The organism is Dietzia cercidiphylli (assembly GCF_039531545.1).
Taxonomy (GTDB): Bacteria; Actinomycetota; Actinomycetes; order Mycobacteriales; family Mycobacteriaceae; genus Dietzia; species Dietzia natronolimnaea.
Window position 1 is genome coordinate 173025 of record NZ_BAAAQG010000006.1, and the last position, 13437, is coordinate 186461.

The following is a 13437-nucleotide window of genomic DNA, read 5'->3' on the forward strand; positions in this document are numbered from 1 at the left end:
GCTTCGTCGACGAGGTGCTCGCGCGCTACGTCGGTCGGATCGACTCGACCTTCCTCGACCGGGCGTGGACCTACCAACGGTTCGCCGGGCTCTACATGGTCGTCGGGCACCTGTACTACGGCGAGGAGACGTGGGAGTACGCACGGGCGACGTTCGATCGTTGTCGATCGCCCCGCCGCCCGCCGGGCTGAACGGGAACCGAGGGGCCCGTCAGCCCTTCACGCGACGCTGGCGGGCGAACTCGGACAGCACCACGCCGGCGGCGACCGAGGCGTTGAGGCTCTCCACCCCTCCGGAGATCGGGATCGAGAGGATCGAGTCGCAGTTCTCGCGCACCAGCCGTGAGAGACCCTTACCCTCGGAGCCCACCACGACGACCGTGGGGCCGGTGCCGTCGTAGGTGTCCAGGGTGGTGTCGCCGTCGGCGTCCAGACCCACGAGCTGCACCCCGGCCTTGGCCCAGTCAAGAAGCGTGCGGTTGAGGTTGGTCGCGCGCGCGACCGGCAGCCGGGCGGCGGCACCGGCCGAGGCGCGCCACGCGACGGCCGTGATGGACGCACTGCGCCGCTCCGGGATGAGGACGCCGTGTCCGCCGAACGCGGCGACCGAACGGATGACCGCGCCGAGGTTGCGGGTGTCGGTGATGTTGTCCAGGGCCACGAGCAGCGCGGGTTCGGATGCTCCCATCGCGATGTCGAGCAGGTCCTTGGGATCGGTGTACTGGTACGGCGGCACCTGGAGCCCGATCCCCTGGTGCATCCCGTTCGACACCATGCGGTCGAGGTCCGTGCGCGGCACCTCGAGAATCGAGATGCCCTTGTTGGCGGCCAGGTGGACGGCCTCGGTCAGTCGCTCGTCGGCGTCCGAGCCGACCGCGACGTACAGCGCGGTCGCGGGCACGCCGGCCCGGAGGCACTCCACCACCGGGTTGCGGCCCACCACGTACTCCGGACCATCGGCCTGCTTCTCGGCGTACCGGCGCCGCTGCTGCGTGGTCTCCGCCTTCCGCGAGGCGGCCTTGGCCTTGCGGTGCGCGGAGTGGTACGTGCGGTCCTCGGCCTTGGGCGTGGCGCCGCGGGCCTCGAGGCCCCGCCGCCGTTGACCGCCGGATCCGACGACCTGGCCCTTCTTGGTGCCGGATTTGCGGATCGCTCCGCGTCGGGCCGAATTGCCAGCCATGTCAGTCCTTCCGGTTGGCGAGCGACCATCTCTGGCCGTCCGCGGTATCTGCCACCTCGACGCCGGCCGAGACCAGACGGTCCCGGATCGCGTCGGCGGTGGCGAAGTCCTTGTTCGAACGCGCGATGTCGCGCGCCTCGAGTTCTGCGCGCACGAGCGAGTCGAGCGCTGTCGTCGCGGCGTCGTCCGCGCCGCCCTCGGCCACCCAGTGGGGGTCGAGGGGATCGACGCCCACGACCGCCGTCATCGCCCGCACGGCCGACGCGGCCGTCAGCGCCGCGTCGAGGTCGCCGGACGCCAGGGCGGTGTTCCCCTCGCGCACCCGACCGTGGATCTCCGCCAGTGCGGCGGGGACCCCGAGATCGTCGTTCATCGCCGCGGCGAACCCGTCCGTCCAGTCACCCACGGGCACCTCGACGCCGGCCTCGGTCACGCGCCGCACGAACGCCTCGATCCTCCGGTACCCGGCGGCCGCCTCCTGCAGTGCCTCCGGCGAGTACTCGAGCATCGAGCGGTAGTGCGCGCTGCCGAGGTAGTAGCGCAGCTCGACGGGTCGCACCGCGCTGAGGATGTTGGGCACGCTGAGCACGTTGCCCAGCGACTTGCTCATCTTCTCCCCCGCCATGGTGACCCACCCGTTGTGCAGCCAGTACCGGGCGAAGCCGTCTCCGGCCGCGTGGGACTGCGCCGCCTCGTTCTCGTGGTGCGGGAACTGCAGGTCCAGACCACCGCCGTGGATGTCGAAGGTCCCACCGAGGTACCAGGTCGCCATGGCCGAGCACTCGAGATGCCAGCCCGGACGGCCCTCCCCCCACGGGGTGGGCCAGCTGGGCTCCCCCGGCTTGGCCGCCTTCCACAGCGCGAAGTCCCGCGGGTCCCGTTTGCCGCGCAGGTCCGCCGCCTCACCCTGGTCGACCTCCTCGAGGCGGTGTCCCGAGAGGTGGCCGTAATCGCCCTCCGGTGCGGCCGACCAGGCGGCCACGTCGAAGTAGACGCTGCCCTCGGCCGGATAGGCGAAGCCGCGCTCGATGAGCCGCTCCATGTAGTCGATCATCTGCGTCACGTGCCCGGTCGCCCGCGGCTCGGTGGACGGCGGCAGGACCCCGAGGGCGTCATACGCCCTGGTGAACTCGCGTTCGTGCGTGGCGACCCACTCCCACCACGGCCGGCCGTTCTCGGCGGCCTTGGTGAGGATCTTGTCGTCGATATCGGTGACGTTGCGGACGAACGCCACGTCGTAGCCCGTGGCCAGCAGCCAGCGGCGCAGGACGTCGAAGGCGACCCCGGACCGGACGTGGCCGATGTGCGGCACGGACTGGGGGGTGGCTCCACAGAGGTAGACGGACGCGTGCCCCTCCCGGACTGGGGTGAACTCCCGGAGGGAGCGGGTGGCGGTGTCGTACAGATGGAGCGTCACGGGTAGCGAGTCTACCGGTGACGCACCCTCCCGCCCGCTTCGTCAGCTCCGGAACACCAGGGCCGTCGCCACGGCGGAGACCCCCTCACCGCGACCGGTGAAGCCCATGCCGTCGGTCGTGGTGGCCGAGACGGAGACCGGGGCGCCGATGATCGCCGAGAGGGTCTGTTCCGCCTCGACCCGCCGCGGGCCCATCTTGGGGCGGTTGCCCACCATCTGCACGGCGGCGTTCCCGATCGCCCACCCGTGCCCGGCGAGTTCCGCCACCGCCTCGCGCAGGAGCCGCTCACCCGAGACGTCGTCGTACTCGGGGCGACCGGTGCCGACCAGGGTGCCGAGGTCACCGAGACCGGCCGCGGACAGGAGCGCGTCGACCAGGGCGTGGGCCACCACGTCGCCGTCGGAGTGCCCCTCGCACCCGTGGTCGTCCGGGAAGTGCAGGCAGGCCATCATGCATCGCTTGCCGGGCTGCACCTGATGGGCGTCGGTGCCGATGCCGACGCGCGGGATCACGGGTCCGGTCACGGGTGCTCCTCCGGGTTCTCGCGTGCACCGGGCTCCTGCGGTGCGCCGACTTCGTGCAGGGCACGGGCTTCCGACAGGGCACGGACTTCGTGCAGGGCTCGGACGTGGTCCGATGCCGTGGTGATCTTGAAGGCGAGCGGGTCGCCGTCGACGGTCGCCACCGTCCCGCCCAGCCGCTCCACCAGCCCGGCGTCGTCGGTGGCCACGTCCCCGGCCGCGTCGTAGGCGGCCAGCAGCACGTCGGGCGCGAAACCCTGCGGCGTCTGGACGGCCCGGAGGGCGGCGCGGTCGGGCGTACCCACCACGTATCCGGCGGCGTCGACCTCCTTGACGGTGTCGACCACGGGGAGGACGGGCACCACCGCGACCTCTCCCGATCGGACCGCCTCCACCACCCGCACGATGGGGCCCGCGGGGGTGAGGCAGCGCGCCGCGTCGTGGACCAGGACGACGTCGTGTACCGACGTACCGGACCGCGGGAGGCCGGCGGTGAGCGCCGCCAGGCCGTTGCGCACCGAGTCGGTGCGCTGCGCGCCGCCCGTGGTGACGACGACGAGGTGGTCCCCCGTCCGGAGAGGGGCGAGCAGGGCCTCCGACTCGGCGACGCGGTCGTCCGGGACCACGACCACCACGTCGTCGACGGCCCCGCTGGCCAGCAACCCGGCGACGGCCCGTTCGAGCATCGTCCGGCCCGACACCTCGACGAAGGCCTTGGGCACCCCGGCTCCCAGCCGTAGTCCGGACCCCGCCGCGGGAACGACGGCGGCCACCCTGCCCGTGGGGGCCGGGTGGCCACTCGATCCGTTCCGCGTCACAGAGGACCGGGTCACTCGCGCGGGTCGCGTCAGGCCGGCGCGGCCGCGGCGGCCAGGACCTGCTCGAGGAGCTCGTCCGCACGGTGCTCGTCCGCACGGTCGGCCAGCGCGAGTTCGCCGACCAGCACCTGCCGCGCCTTGGCGAGCATGCGCTTCTCGCCGGCGGACAGTCCCCGGTCCAGGTCGCGGCGCCACAGATCGCGGACGACCTCGGCGACCTTGTTCACGTCCCCCGAGGCCAGCTTCTCGCCGTTCGCCTTGTAGCGGCGCGACCAGTTGGTCGGCTCCTCCGCGTGCTCGGTACGCAGGACATCGAAGACCTTGTCGAGCCCCGCCTCGTCGACCACGTCGCGCACGCCCACGTACTCGGCGTTCTCGGCCGGAACCCGGACCGTGAGATCGCCCTGTGAAACCTTGAGGACGAGGTATTCCTTCTCGGTGCCCTTGACCGTCCGCATCTCGATCGCCTGGATACTTGCGGCGCCGTGATGCGGGTAGACGACAGTGTCGCCGACCTTGAACTCCATGAGTGGCTTTCCCCTTTCGACTGAGCCATCTTAGCACGCCCTCAGCGCTGGGGTTATCCGTTTATGCAGGTCAGCAACCCGAACGGCCCGACCGGCGCATCCGGGGGGTGCGAGGGGCGCACTCTGGCGCCGGTCACGACCGGCCGTGGACTACGATGAGACCGGCCTGAGAACGACCATCTCCCGAGGAGCCTGACGTGACTTCACCGAACACCGGCCTGCGCCGCACCGCGCTCGTAGTCCTGGCCGTGGGTACCGCCGTCGGTATGTCCGCGTGTGGCGCCGGCCAGATCTCGCAGACGGCCGGTCAGGTCGCCGCGGTGGACGGTGGACAGGGTTCCGCGGGCGAGCTGTACGTCAACGACCTCGTGGTGGTCCTCCCCGAGACGGGGGAGGCGCGTCTCGGGTTCGTCGCCTCCTTCACCGGGACCGGCATTGGTGAGTCGATCTCCCTCGACCGTCTCGAGATCGACGGGATCGAGGCGCAGATCGGCGAGTCGCAGCCCCTCGAGCGCGGGTGCTCGCTGATCGTCTCGGCGGCGGAGGACGCAGAGCCCGTCCCCGGCGGGGACGACCTCTGCGTCGAGCGGACCACCGCCACCCTCCCCGGTGCGGACGACCTCCAGATCGGCACCTCGGTGCCGGCCACCGTCTCCTTCTCCAACGGCGACCAGATCGAGATGGCGGCAGCCGTCATCGCCGAGGTCCCGGCCAGCGACGAGTACACCCGTCCGGTCGAGACCCACTCCGAGGGGCACTGAGACGTCCGCCCTGTCCGCCCGCGCGGCCGACGGCTCCCCCGCCGACGCGGCGGTGCGCGCCGTCCTCCGCCGTCTGGCCCCGGGCACGCCGCTCCGTGACGCGCTGGACCGCATCCGGCGCAGCGGCACCGGCGGTCTCGTCGTGCTGGGTGACGACCCCGCCGTCCGGGAGATCTGCGACGGTGGCGTCTCGCTGGACGTGGAGTTCACCCCGGCGAGGCTGCGCGAGCTGAGCAAGATGGACGGCGCCGTGGTCCTGTCCACGGACGGCCGGCGCATCACCCATGCCAACGTCCACCTGGTCCCGGATCCCTCCCTCCCGGCGGTGGAGACCGGGACCCGGCACCGGGCGGCCGAGCGCACCGCGCTGCACACCGGGGTCCCGTCCGTGGCGGTCTCCGCCTCGATGACCACCGTGACCGTCTACGCCGGCGGGCAGGCGCGCGTCCTGGCCGACCCCGTGGTGCTGTTGGCGCGCGCGGATCAGACCGTCGCCACGATGGAACGCCACGGCGCCCGCACCGCCCGGGCCCGCGCCCGACTCGACCGCGCGGAGATCGGTGGCTACGCGTCCGTCCGCGACGTGGTGACGATGGCGCAGCGCCTGATCCGTCTGGATCGCCTCGGCGCGGAACTGGCCGAACTCACCGTGGAGATGGGCGAGTACGGCCGCCAGACCACCCTCCAGCTGGAGGAACTGCTGGCCGACACCCCGGACGAGCTGTGGGGCCTGGTCGCCGATCACCTCGCCGTGGACCCCGCGGGCGGGAGCACGGTCCCCACCGCCGACCAGGTGACGACCGGCCTCGAGCGCCTGGCCGCCCTGACCGACGCCGACCTGCTCCTGCCCGGCCCCGTCGCACGCTGCCTGGGGCTGCCCGCGGAGCCGGAGGACCTCGACGAGCACGTCACCGCACGGGGTCACCGGATGCTCGCCCACATCCCCAGACTCCGGCCCGTGCAGATCTCCGCCCTGGTGGAACGGTTCGGCTCGGTTCCGGCGCTGCTCGCCGCGGAGCAGACGGACTTCGCGGACGTGGAGGGTGTGGGCGCCCTGTGGGCCCGGCACGTGCGCCAGTGGCTCACCGGCCTCGGGTCGACCTAGCGGACGGCGTCCGCGGCGCCTGCCTCAGATGCCAGTCGCGCCCGACACCCCGAACGGTCAGTCGCCCTCGACCACGTTGAAGGTGGCCGCCGGGCTGAAGACGTTCCCGACCAGCGCGTAGACCTGGTAGGCGCCCACCTCGACCGGGGTCCGATCGGCCTCCGAGCAGGCGCCCTCCGCGGACCGGCGGCCTGTCCAGTCGATCTGGCGGGGCTCGGGCTCACCGGGGCGGAGGTCGACCTCGTCGTCCTCGCGGGGGGTGGTGCAGTCGATGCTCGACCACACCTTGACGTTGGTGTCCAGGCGGTAGACCTCGAAGGACAGCGGCGCCTCGGAGAGGTCGCGGTCGCACGTGGTGTCCGAGGTGTTGAGGATGTTGACGAAGAACCGGACGTCCTCGCCGACCGGGACGTTGGGCTCGGCGGACCAGACCTCCAGGCTCAAGTCCTCGTCCGCGCACCGGCCGCGCGAGGCGCCGCCGTCATCCCGGGCGGTGGTCCCGGTGGTCGTGGTCTCCGAGGTGGTGGCCGCCTCGGCCGTGTCGACCTCGCCGCCGCCCGCCGACTCCTGGGTGTCCGTGCCGCTGTCCCTGGAGGCCAGGAACAGCGCCAGCACCACGGCCAGGACGGCGACGACCGCGATGGCGACGGCGGCGACGCGGCGACGCACATAGACTTCGCGCGGTAGGGAGCCCTGGGGTTCGTGCACGGGCCCAACTCTAGGGCCGAGCGGGCGCCGCACCGGATCCCCCTCGCGGCGTGTCCCTAGACCGCGATCATCTCCTCACCCGGACCGTGGGGGGTGTCCTCGACCTCCCCCAACGCGCTGCGCAGATACGCGCGCCCGTCCGAGAGCTTGTACGTCACACCGACGATCGCGAGCCGCCCCGCGTCGATCCGGTCACTGATGATCTTGGAGCGCTGCTGCAGGAGCTCGCCGGTCTCGAGGACGTGGCGCGCCTCGAAATCGTCGATGGTGCTGAGCCCCTCGCGGCGACCGTTGAGGATCGAGGGCGAGACCTTCTCCACCACGTCACGCAGGAACCCGGGCGGGATCTCACCGGTGTTGAGCGCGTCGACCGTGGCCTTGACGGCGCCACAGCTGTCGTGACCGAGCACCACGATCAGCGGGGTCTCCAGGACGTGGACCGCGTACTCGATCGAGCCGAGCACCGCCGAGTCGCTGATGTGGCCGGCGGTGCGGATCACGAAGAGGTCCCCGAGACCCTGGTCGAAGATGATCTCGGCCGCCACCCGGGAGTCCGAGCAGCCGAACAGGACGGCCTTGGGGTGCTGCGCCGCGACGAGCTTCTCCCGCCGCTCGGTATTCTGGCTGGGATGACGCATCTGCCCTTCGACGAATCGATGATTGCCGTCGCGGAGCGAGGCCCAGGCCTTGATGGGATCGGTATGAGGCATGGCTCATATTGTGCACACCCCGCTCCCGCGGAGACACGGTGACCTCCGTCGACACCTCCGCCCTGCTGTCCTGGTTCGACCGTGCGGGCCGCCCCCTCCCCTGGCGCGGCCCGGGTGTCGGCGCGTGGGAGATCCTGCTCTGTGAGGTCATGAGCCAGCAGACCCCCGTGGCACGGGTGGAACCGGTCTGGCGGGCGTGGCTCGAGCGGTGGCCCGGTCCGGCCGAGCTCGCCGCGGCGCCGGCCGCCGATGTGATCCGGATGTGGGGCAAGCTCGGCTATCCCCGCCGCGCCCTCCGACTGCAGGAGTGTGCCCTCGTCGTCGTCGACAGACACGACGGCGAGGTCCCCACCGACGTCGAGGCCCTGCTCGCGCTCCCGGGCGTCGGCGACTACACCGCCCGCGCGGTGGCGTGTTTCGCCCACGGCCAGCGCGTCCCGGTGGTCGACACCAACGTGCGACGGGTGGTCGCACGCGCGGTGGGCGGCGCGGCCAAGGCCGGACCGCCGTCCACCCGGCGCGACCTCGCGGAGGTCGACGCCCTGCTGCCGTCGGGCCGCGAACGGGCGGTCGCCTTCTCCGTGGCCCTGATGGAGCTCGGGGCGCTGGTCTGCACCGCCCGGGTGCCGCGGTGCGACGACTGCCCGCTGGCCTCCTCGTGCGCGTGGCTGGCCGCAGGCAGGCCCGAGTGGGACGGGCCGCGGCGCCGCACCCAGACCTTCGCCGGGACCGACCGCCAGGTACGCGGCCTGCTCCTCGACGTCCTGCGCGACGGGGACGGCACCGCCGACCGGGACCGTCTGGCCGCGGTGTGGCCCGACCCGGTCCAGCGCGGCCGCGCACTCGACTCGCTCGTGGCCGACGGGTTGATGGTGCGGACCGGGGACGTGTACTCGTTGCCGGGTTGACCGGCCGGGACCGCGGCACCAAAGCGTAGGCTCACCTACATGGCCGTCGTCAAGATCAATGCCCTGTCCGTGCCGCCCCAGGCCGGTGCCGAGCTCGAGCGTCGCTTCGCCGAGCGCGCCCACACCGTGGAGAACTCCCCCGGTTTCCTCGGCTTTCAGCTGCTGCGCCCCACCGCCGGAGAGGAGCGCTACTTCGTGGTGACCACCTGGCAGGACGAGGCGTCCTTCGCCGCATGGCGCGACGGCGACGCCCGGACCGCCCACGCCGGTCAGCACGGCAAGCCCGTCGCCGAGGGGGCCACCCTCCTCGAGTTCGACGTCGTGATGGACGTCAAGCCCTCCGCCTGACCGGGCCCTCCACCGCCGCCGCGCCTTCATGGACCGGATCTCGGAACAGCCGTTCGCCGTCGCCTTCGGCGCGCTGTTCGTCATCGTGATGCTGCGGGCCAACGCCACCTACTGGCTAGGCCGGGGAGCGCTGAACGGAGGGAGACTGAGCCGGAAGGCCGCCCGCCACCTGGACGGGCGGCACATGCAGCGGGCCCAGCGGCTGTCCGCGCGCTACGGGGTGATCGCGGTTCCGCTGTCCTTCCTCACCGTGGGCGTGCAGACGGCGATCAACTTCACCGCCGGGTTCACGCGCATGCCGCTGACCCGGTACCTGCCGGCGGTCACCGTGGGTGGGCTCATGTGGGCGACGCTCTACTCCACCGTCGGGATGGTCGGCTGGGCCGCGATCGCCACACTCTGGTCCGGGATCACCTCGTAGCCCGGCCGGGCCCGGTCCGCTAGCTCCCGGGCAGCGGCCCGACCACCGGCCCGAGCACGTCCTGGAACCTGTCGTCGACCAGTGCGTCCACGTCGACGGCGGCGATCTGCCCGTCCTCGGTGAAGACGTCGGCGAGTTCCTGCTCGCCGGGCACCGTGTCCGCCAGCGCCACCGGTCGGCGGGTGCTGCGACTCTGCGAGAGTTCGGCGGCCTCGGGGGTCAGCCCCACCGCCTCACCGTAGAACGCGGCCCACCGCGCCGGGTTCTCCGCGCTCCAGGTCCCCGCCTCGGCCAGCCGGACCAGGAGGTCCGCGATCGCCGTCTGGCGGCGCGCGTCCGCGAGGGCGTCGTGGGAGGCGAGCCCGAACCAGAATCCGTTGGACGCCTCCGCCGCGGTCGCGATGGTCCGGGCGTCGGTGGTGGTCTGCGTGATGGCCGTGTACGGATCCCAGATGGCCCAGGCGTCGGCGTCGCCGCGGGAGAACGCGGACCCCGCCTCGGCCGGCTGGAGGAAGACCAGGTCGACGGACTCCGGCGAGACCCCGGCCCTGCGGAGCTGGAGAAGCAGATGCCCGTGGGCGGAGGTCCCCTTGGCCACCAGCACCTTCCGACCCGCCAGATCGGCCACGGTCCGCACGGACGAGTCCCCGGGGACGAGGATCCGGTCCCCCTCCCCGCCGTTGGCGTAGGCGGAGACGATCGACGCCCGCGCCCCGGCGGCCGCGCCGAACACGGGCGGGGTGTTACCGGTGACGGCCACGTCGATCTGACCGGCGTTGAGCGCCTCCACCTGCGGCGGCCCGGAGGTGAACGTGGAGAACTCGACCTCGTACGGCAGGTCGTCGAGCTGTCCCGCCGCGGTGAGCAGGGCCTGGGTGCCGCCCTTCTGGTCGCCCACCCGGAGGACGAGGTCGGACAGGCCCGCGAGGTCGACCCGGTCGGGGACGGGTGCCGCGGCCTCGGAGTCGCGGGTGGCGCACCCGGCGCCGACGAGCAGCACGATCAACGCCAGCGCGAGCAGCGCGACACCGATCGCGGGTCGTCGGTGGATCGGGGAGAGTGTGGTGGTCATATCGAGTAGTCCTCGTCTGTGTGGTCGACGCCCAGCGCGTCGAGTAGGCGGCGGCGGTGGTGGCTCGTCCCGCCCCCGCCGCGGGGTCGGTCGATGGCCTCGGTGTGGCCGACGACGCCGTCGTCCAGGACGAGCACACGGTCGGCCAGGGCCACCGCCTCGTCGACGTCGTGCGTCACCAGCAGGACCCCGAGACCGTGGTGCGCCCACAGCCGCAGCAGGAGGCGGTGCATGGTGCGCCGGGTGAGGGCGTCGAGCGCGCCGAAGGGCTCGTCGAGCAGCAACAGCGACGGCTCGGCGACGAGCGCCCGGGCGAGCGAGGTCCGCTGCGCCTGCCCGCCGGAGAGTTCCCCCGGGTAGGCGCCCTCGCGGCCCCCGAGCCCCACCTCGGCGAGGATCCCGGTGACCCGGTCGGTCTTTTCCCCCCGTCCGACGTCGACCCGGTTGAGGCCGTGCCTGACGTTCTCGGCGACGGTGCGCCAGGGCAGCAGCCGGGAGTCCTGGAACACGACGGCCGGGGGGCCCTCGATGTGGACGCTCCCTCCGTCGAGCTCCCGGTCCAGTCCGGCGAGGATCCGCAGCGCGGTGGATTTGCCGCTACCGCTCCGACCGAGCAGGGCGACGATGTCGCCGCGGGGGATCGTCAGGTCGAGATCGCGGAGAACGACGGTGTCGCCGAAGCTGCGGGTGACATCTCGCAGCGCGCCCGCGGGGGCGAGGGTGGTGGTCATGACTGTGGCTCCTGGGTGGTGGTCGGTGGTCACCGGTAGTGGCGCAGCGCACGGGCCTCGGCGACGCGGACCACCGCGTCCGTGAGGATGCCGAGCAGCGCGTACACGACCAGGCCGACGATGATCACGTCGATCCGGAAGTAGTCGCGGGCGTTCATGATGAGGTAGCCGATGCCGTTGGTGGCGTTGAGCTGCTCGGCCACGATGAGCGTCAACCAGGCGATCGCGAGCGACTGCCGCACGCCGACCAGGACCTGGGGCGCGATCGACGGGAGGATCACCTCGGTGAGCCGCTGGCGTCGGCTGAATCCGAAGACCGTCGCCATGTCCTGCAGCCTGGGATCCACCTGCCGCAGGCCCGAGGCCGTGTTGAGGTAGATCGGGAAGACCACACCGAGTGCGATGAGCAGCACCTTCGGGGTCTCACCGATGCCGAACCACAGGATGAACAGCGGTATCAGCCCGAGGTGCGGCAACGCGCGGAGCATCTGGAGCGGGGGGTCGACGAGGGCGTCCGCGATCCGCGAGGTTCCGACGATCACCCCCAGGACGAGTCCGGCCACGGCCCCCAGGACGAACCCCTGGACCACGCGGACGCTCGAGACGGCCAGCGCGTCGGCGAGCTCACCTGAGGCGATGAGCTCCAGTGCGGAGGAGGCGATGAGCTGCGGGGCGGGAAGGATCCGCTCCGGCAGGATGCCGGTGGCTCCGGCGATCTGCCAGATGAGGATCAGTACGACGGGGCTGAGCCAGCGCAGCCAGGTGGTCCGGCGGCGGGGCCGGCGGCGGCCGACAGTGCCGCGCCCGGGAGCCGGCGTCTCCGCGGTGGGGCCGGCGGCCACCTCACGCGGGCCCGTCGGCGTGGAGGCGAGAACGGTGGTCATGGTGAGGTCTCCTCGTCTCGTCACCCGCCGACGGTGGCGGGCTGCCCGGGCCAGATGTCGGTCCCGCTGGCATCGGCCGCGGTGGCGTCGGTGGTGGTCGCGTCGGTGGTGGTCGCGCTGGTGGTGGTGGTGGTGGTGGTGGCGGTGGCGGTGGCGAACGGCACGGACACGGTCTCGCGGCGCCGATCAACCGGGGTCCACAACCCACGACGGGCCAGGACGGGCAGGACGCCCTCCCCGAAGGTGTACGTCTCCTCCAGGTGCGGGTACCCGGAGAGGACGAAGTGCGTGAGGCCCAGCTCGGCGTACTCGGCGATCCGGTCGGCGACCTCCTCGTGGGAGCCCACGAGCGCGGTCCCCGCGCCCCCGCGGACCAGGCCGACACCGGCCCACAGGTTCGGCGAGACCTCGAGCGACCCGGTCCGGCCGCCGTGCAGGTCGAGCATCCGGCGCTGGCCCTCCGATTCGCTGGCGGCCAGCGAGGCCTGCACCCGTGCCACGTCCGCGGGGTCGATCCCCGCCAGGAGCCGATCGGCCTCGGCCCACGCCTGCTCCGAGGTGTCCCTGGAGATCACGTGGAGCCGGATCCCGAACGAGGGTGTCCGGCCGTGAACGGCCGCGGCGTCCCGGACCCGGTCCAGCTTCCCGGCGACGGCAGCGGGGGGTTCGCCCCAGGTCAGGTACGTGTCCGCATGGCGGGCGGCGACGCGGATTCCGGCCGCGGAGGAGCCGCCGAAGAAGATCGGCGGCGCCGGGTCCGGTCGACGCGCCAGGACGGAATCGACGACGGCGAGGTGGTCACCGCTGTAGGAGAGCGGGTTCTCCGAATCCCAGAGTCCTCGGACGATCTCGAGGAACTCGTCCGCCCTGGCGTATCGGGCCTCCTTGTCCAGGAAGTCCCCATAGGCGCGTTGCTCGCGGGACTCGCCTCCGGTGACCACGTTGAGGAGCAGGCGGCCACCGGTCTGCCACTGGAAGGTGGTCGCCATCTGCGCGGCGAGGGTGGGACTCATGAGCCCCGGGCGCAGCGCCACGAGGAACTTGATGCTGTCGCTCGACTCGGCGAGCAGAGCGGTGGTGATCATCGCGTCCTCGCACCAGGCGCCGGTGGGAGTGAGGAGGGACTCGAACCCGTTGTGCTCGGCCGCCGCGACGATCTGCCGCAGATACGGCAGGGTCGCCGGACGGTCCCCCGACATCAGCGTGCCGTGCCCACCGGCCACGAGGTTGCGCGAGTCCCCGTAGGTGGGCAGGAACCAGTGGAAGTGCAACCCAGTCTGGTCGGGGTTCGGATGAGTCGGGTCGGTGGCCACGGACGGCTCCTGA

At 72.3% G+C, this 13437-nt stretch carries 16 protein-coding genes and 1 pseudogene; 6 read left to right on the plus strand and 11 right to left on the minus strand.

What is annotated here, in order from left to right; all coding sequences use genetic code 11:
* Positions 1–191: pseudogene (locus ABD250_RS05780) on the plus strand (aminoglycoside phosphotransferase family protein); the annotation flags it as partial.
* Between the two features lie 19 nt (positions 192–210).
* On the opposite strand, the gene rlmB reads toward ABD250_RS05780, so the two are convergent.
* The 5 genes from rlmB to ABD250_RS05805 all read right to left on the minus strand — a co-directional run bounded on the left by rlmB (position 211) and on the right by ABD250_RS05805 (position 4463).
* Complete coding sequence (rlmB, locus tag ABD250_RS05785; RefSeq protein WP_179524507.1) at positions 211–1179, minus strand: 23S rRNA (guanosine(2251)-2'-O)-methyltransferase RlmB; 969 nt, start codon at positions 1177–1179, stop codon at positions 211–213.
* A gap of 1 nt (position 1180) precedes the next feature.
* A complete protein-coding gene (cysS, locus tag ABD250_RS05790) occupies positions 1181–2596 on the minus strand; it encodes a cysteine--tRNA ligase (RefSeq protein ID WP_182659365.1) in 1416 nt (471 codons plus the stop codon).
* A 42-nt stretch (positions 2597–2638) separates the two neighbouring features.
* A complete protein-coding gene (gene ispF, locus ABD250_RS05795; RefSeq protein WP_179524505.1) occupies positions 2639–3121 on the minus strand; it encodes a 2-C-methyl-D-erythritol 2,4-cyclodiphosphate synthase in 483 nt (160 codons plus the stop codon).
* On the minus strand, positions 3118–3891 hold the full coding sequence (gene ispD, locus ABD250_RS05800; protein WP_344391192.1) for a 2-C-methyl-D-erythritol 4-phosphate cytidylyltransferase: 774 nt from the start codon (positions 3889–3891) through the stop codon (positions 3118–3120). Before ispD ends, ispF begins: the two co-directional genes overlap by 4 nt.
* Before the next feature lie 74 nt (positions 3892–3965).
* Complete coding sequence (locus tag ABD250_RS05805) at positions 3966–4463, minus strand: CarD family transcriptional regulator (RefSeq protein ID WP_179524504.1); 498 nt, start codon at positions 4461–4463, stop codon at positions 3966–3968.
* 197 nt (positions 4464–4660) lie between these two features.
* On the opposite strand from ABD250_RS05805, the gene ABD250_RS05810 reads away from it, so the two are divergent.
* Positions 4661–5224, plus strand: coding sequence for a hypothetical protein (locus ABD250_RS05810; protein WP_182641627.1), 564 nt, complete (start codon positions 4661–4663; stop codon positions 5222–5224).
* A gap of 52 nt (positions 5225–5276) precedes the next feature.
* Positions 5277–6329: a DNA integrity scanning diadenylate cyclase DisA gene (gene disA, locus ABD250_RS05815; protein WP_179524502.1), complete on the plus strand. Its 1053-nt coding sequence runs from the start codon at positions 5277–5279 to the stop codon at positions 6327–6329.
* A gap of 57 nt (positions 6330–6386) precedes the next feature.
* On the opposite strand, the gene ABD250_RS05820 is transcribed toward disA, so the two are convergent.
* A complete protein-coding gene (locus ABD250_RS05820) occupies positions 6387–7037 on the minus strand; it encodes a hypothetical protein (protein ID WP_182639751.1) in 651 nt (216 codons plus the stop codon).
* A gap of 56 nt (positions 7038–7093) precedes the next feature.
* Positions 7094–7747: a carbonic anhydrase gene (locus ABD250_RS05825; protein ID WP_179524500.1), complete on the minus strand. Its 654-nt coding sequence runs from the start codon at positions 7745–7747 to the stop codon at positions 7094–7096.
* A gap of 38 nt (positions 7748–7785) precedes the next feature.
* On the opposite strand from ABD250_RS05825, the gene ABD250_RS05830 reads away from it, so the two are divergent.
* From ABD250_RS05830 to ABD250_RS05840, 3 genes are read left to right on the plus strand one after another with little or no spacing between them, the layout of a single operon-like run.
* Positions 7786–8655 (plus strand): HhH-GPD family protein, encoded by an 870-nt coding sequence (locus ABD250_RS05830; protein ID WP_344391199.1) that lies wholly within the window; start codon positions 7786–7788, stop codon positions 8653–8655.
* A 39-nt stretch (positions 8656–8694) separates the two neighbouring features.
* Complete coding sequence (locus ABD250_RS05835; protein ID WP_182639553.1) at positions 8695–9003, plus strand: antibiotic biosynthesis monooxygenase family protein; 309 nt, start codon at positions 8695–8697, stop codon at positions 9001–9003.
* Between the two features lie 28 nt (positions 9004–9031).
* Positions 9032–9424 carry a DedA family protein gene (locus ABD250_RS05840; RefSeq protein ID WP_182641584.1) on the plus strand — a complete coding sequence of 131 codons (393 nt, stop codon included), beginning with the start codon at positions 9032–9034 and terminating at the stop codon, positions 9422–9424.
* A gap of 19 nt (positions 9425–9443) precedes the next feature.
* Here the strand turns inward: ABD250_RS05840 and ABD250_RS05845 are convergent, their stop codons facing one another.
* The 4 genes from ABD250_RS05845 to ABD250_RS05860 are packed head-to-tail and all read right to left on the minus strand — an operon-like array spanning position 9444 to position 13424.
* Positions 9444–10496 (minus strand): ABC transporter substrate-binding protein, encoded by a 1053-nt coding sequence (locus ABD250_RS05845; RefSeq protein ID WP_182658023.1) that lies wholly within the window; start codon positions 10494–10496, stop codon positions 9444–9446.
* Positions 10493–11227, minus strand: coding sequence for an ABC transporter ATP-binding protein (locus tag ABD250_RS05850; RefSeq protein WP_182658022.1), 735 nt, complete (start codon positions 11225–11227; stop codon positions 10493–10495). The genes ABD250_RS05845 and ABD250_RS05850 overlap by 4 nt, the downstream gene beginning before the upstream one ends.
* A 29-nt stretch (positions 11228–11256) precedes the next feature.
* Positions 11257–12111 (minus strand): ABC transporter permease, encoded by an 855-nt coding sequence (locus tag ABD250_RS05855; RefSeq protein WP_182645104.1) that lies wholly within the window; start codon positions 12109–12111, stop codon positions 11257–11259.
* A 20-nt stretch (positions 12112–12131) separates the two neighbouring features.
* Complete coding sequence (locus ABD250_RS05860; RefSeq protein ID WP_338404135.1) at positions 12132–13424, minus strand: LLM class flavin-dependent oxidoreductase; 1293 nt, start codon at positions 13422–13424, stop codon at positions 12132–12134.
* Positions 13425–13437 lie beyond the last annotated feature (13 nt).

Bases quoted from the DNA above. Each gene is read 5' to 3' on its own strand.
- ABD250_RS05825 (WP_179524500.1), bottom strand. From the start codon at position 7,747: ATGCCTCATACCGATCCCATCAAGGCCTGGGCCTCGCTCCGCGACGGC.
- ABD250_RS05845 (WP_182658023.1), bottom strand. From the start codon at position 10,496: ATGACCACCACACTCTCCCCGATCCACCGACGACCCGCGATCGGTGTC.
- rlmB (WP_179524507.1), bottom strand. From the start codon at position 1,179: ATGGCTGGCAATTCGGCCCGACGCGGAGCGATCCGCAAATCCGGCACC.
- ABD250_RS05850 (WP_182658022.1), bottom strand. From the start codon at position 11,227: ATGACCACCACCCTCGCCCCCGCGGGCGCGCTGCGAGATGTCACCCGC.
- ABD250_RS05840 (WP_182641584.1), top strand. From the start codon at position 9,032: ATGGACCGGATCTCGGAACAGCCGTTCGCCGTCGCCTTCGGCGCGCTG.
- ABD250_RS05855 (WP_182645104.1), bottom strand. From the start codon at position 12,111: ATGACCACCGTTCTCGCCTCCACGCCGACGGGCCCGCGTGAGGTGGCC.
- ABD250_RS05835 (WP_182639553.1), top strand. From the start codon at position 8,695: ATGGCCGTCGTCAAGATCAATGCCCTGTCCGTGCCGCCCCAGGCCGGT.
- ABD250_RS05805 (WP_179524504.1), bottom strand. From the start codon at position 4,463: ATGGAGTTCAAGGTCGGCGACACTGTCGTCTACCCGCATCACGGCGCC.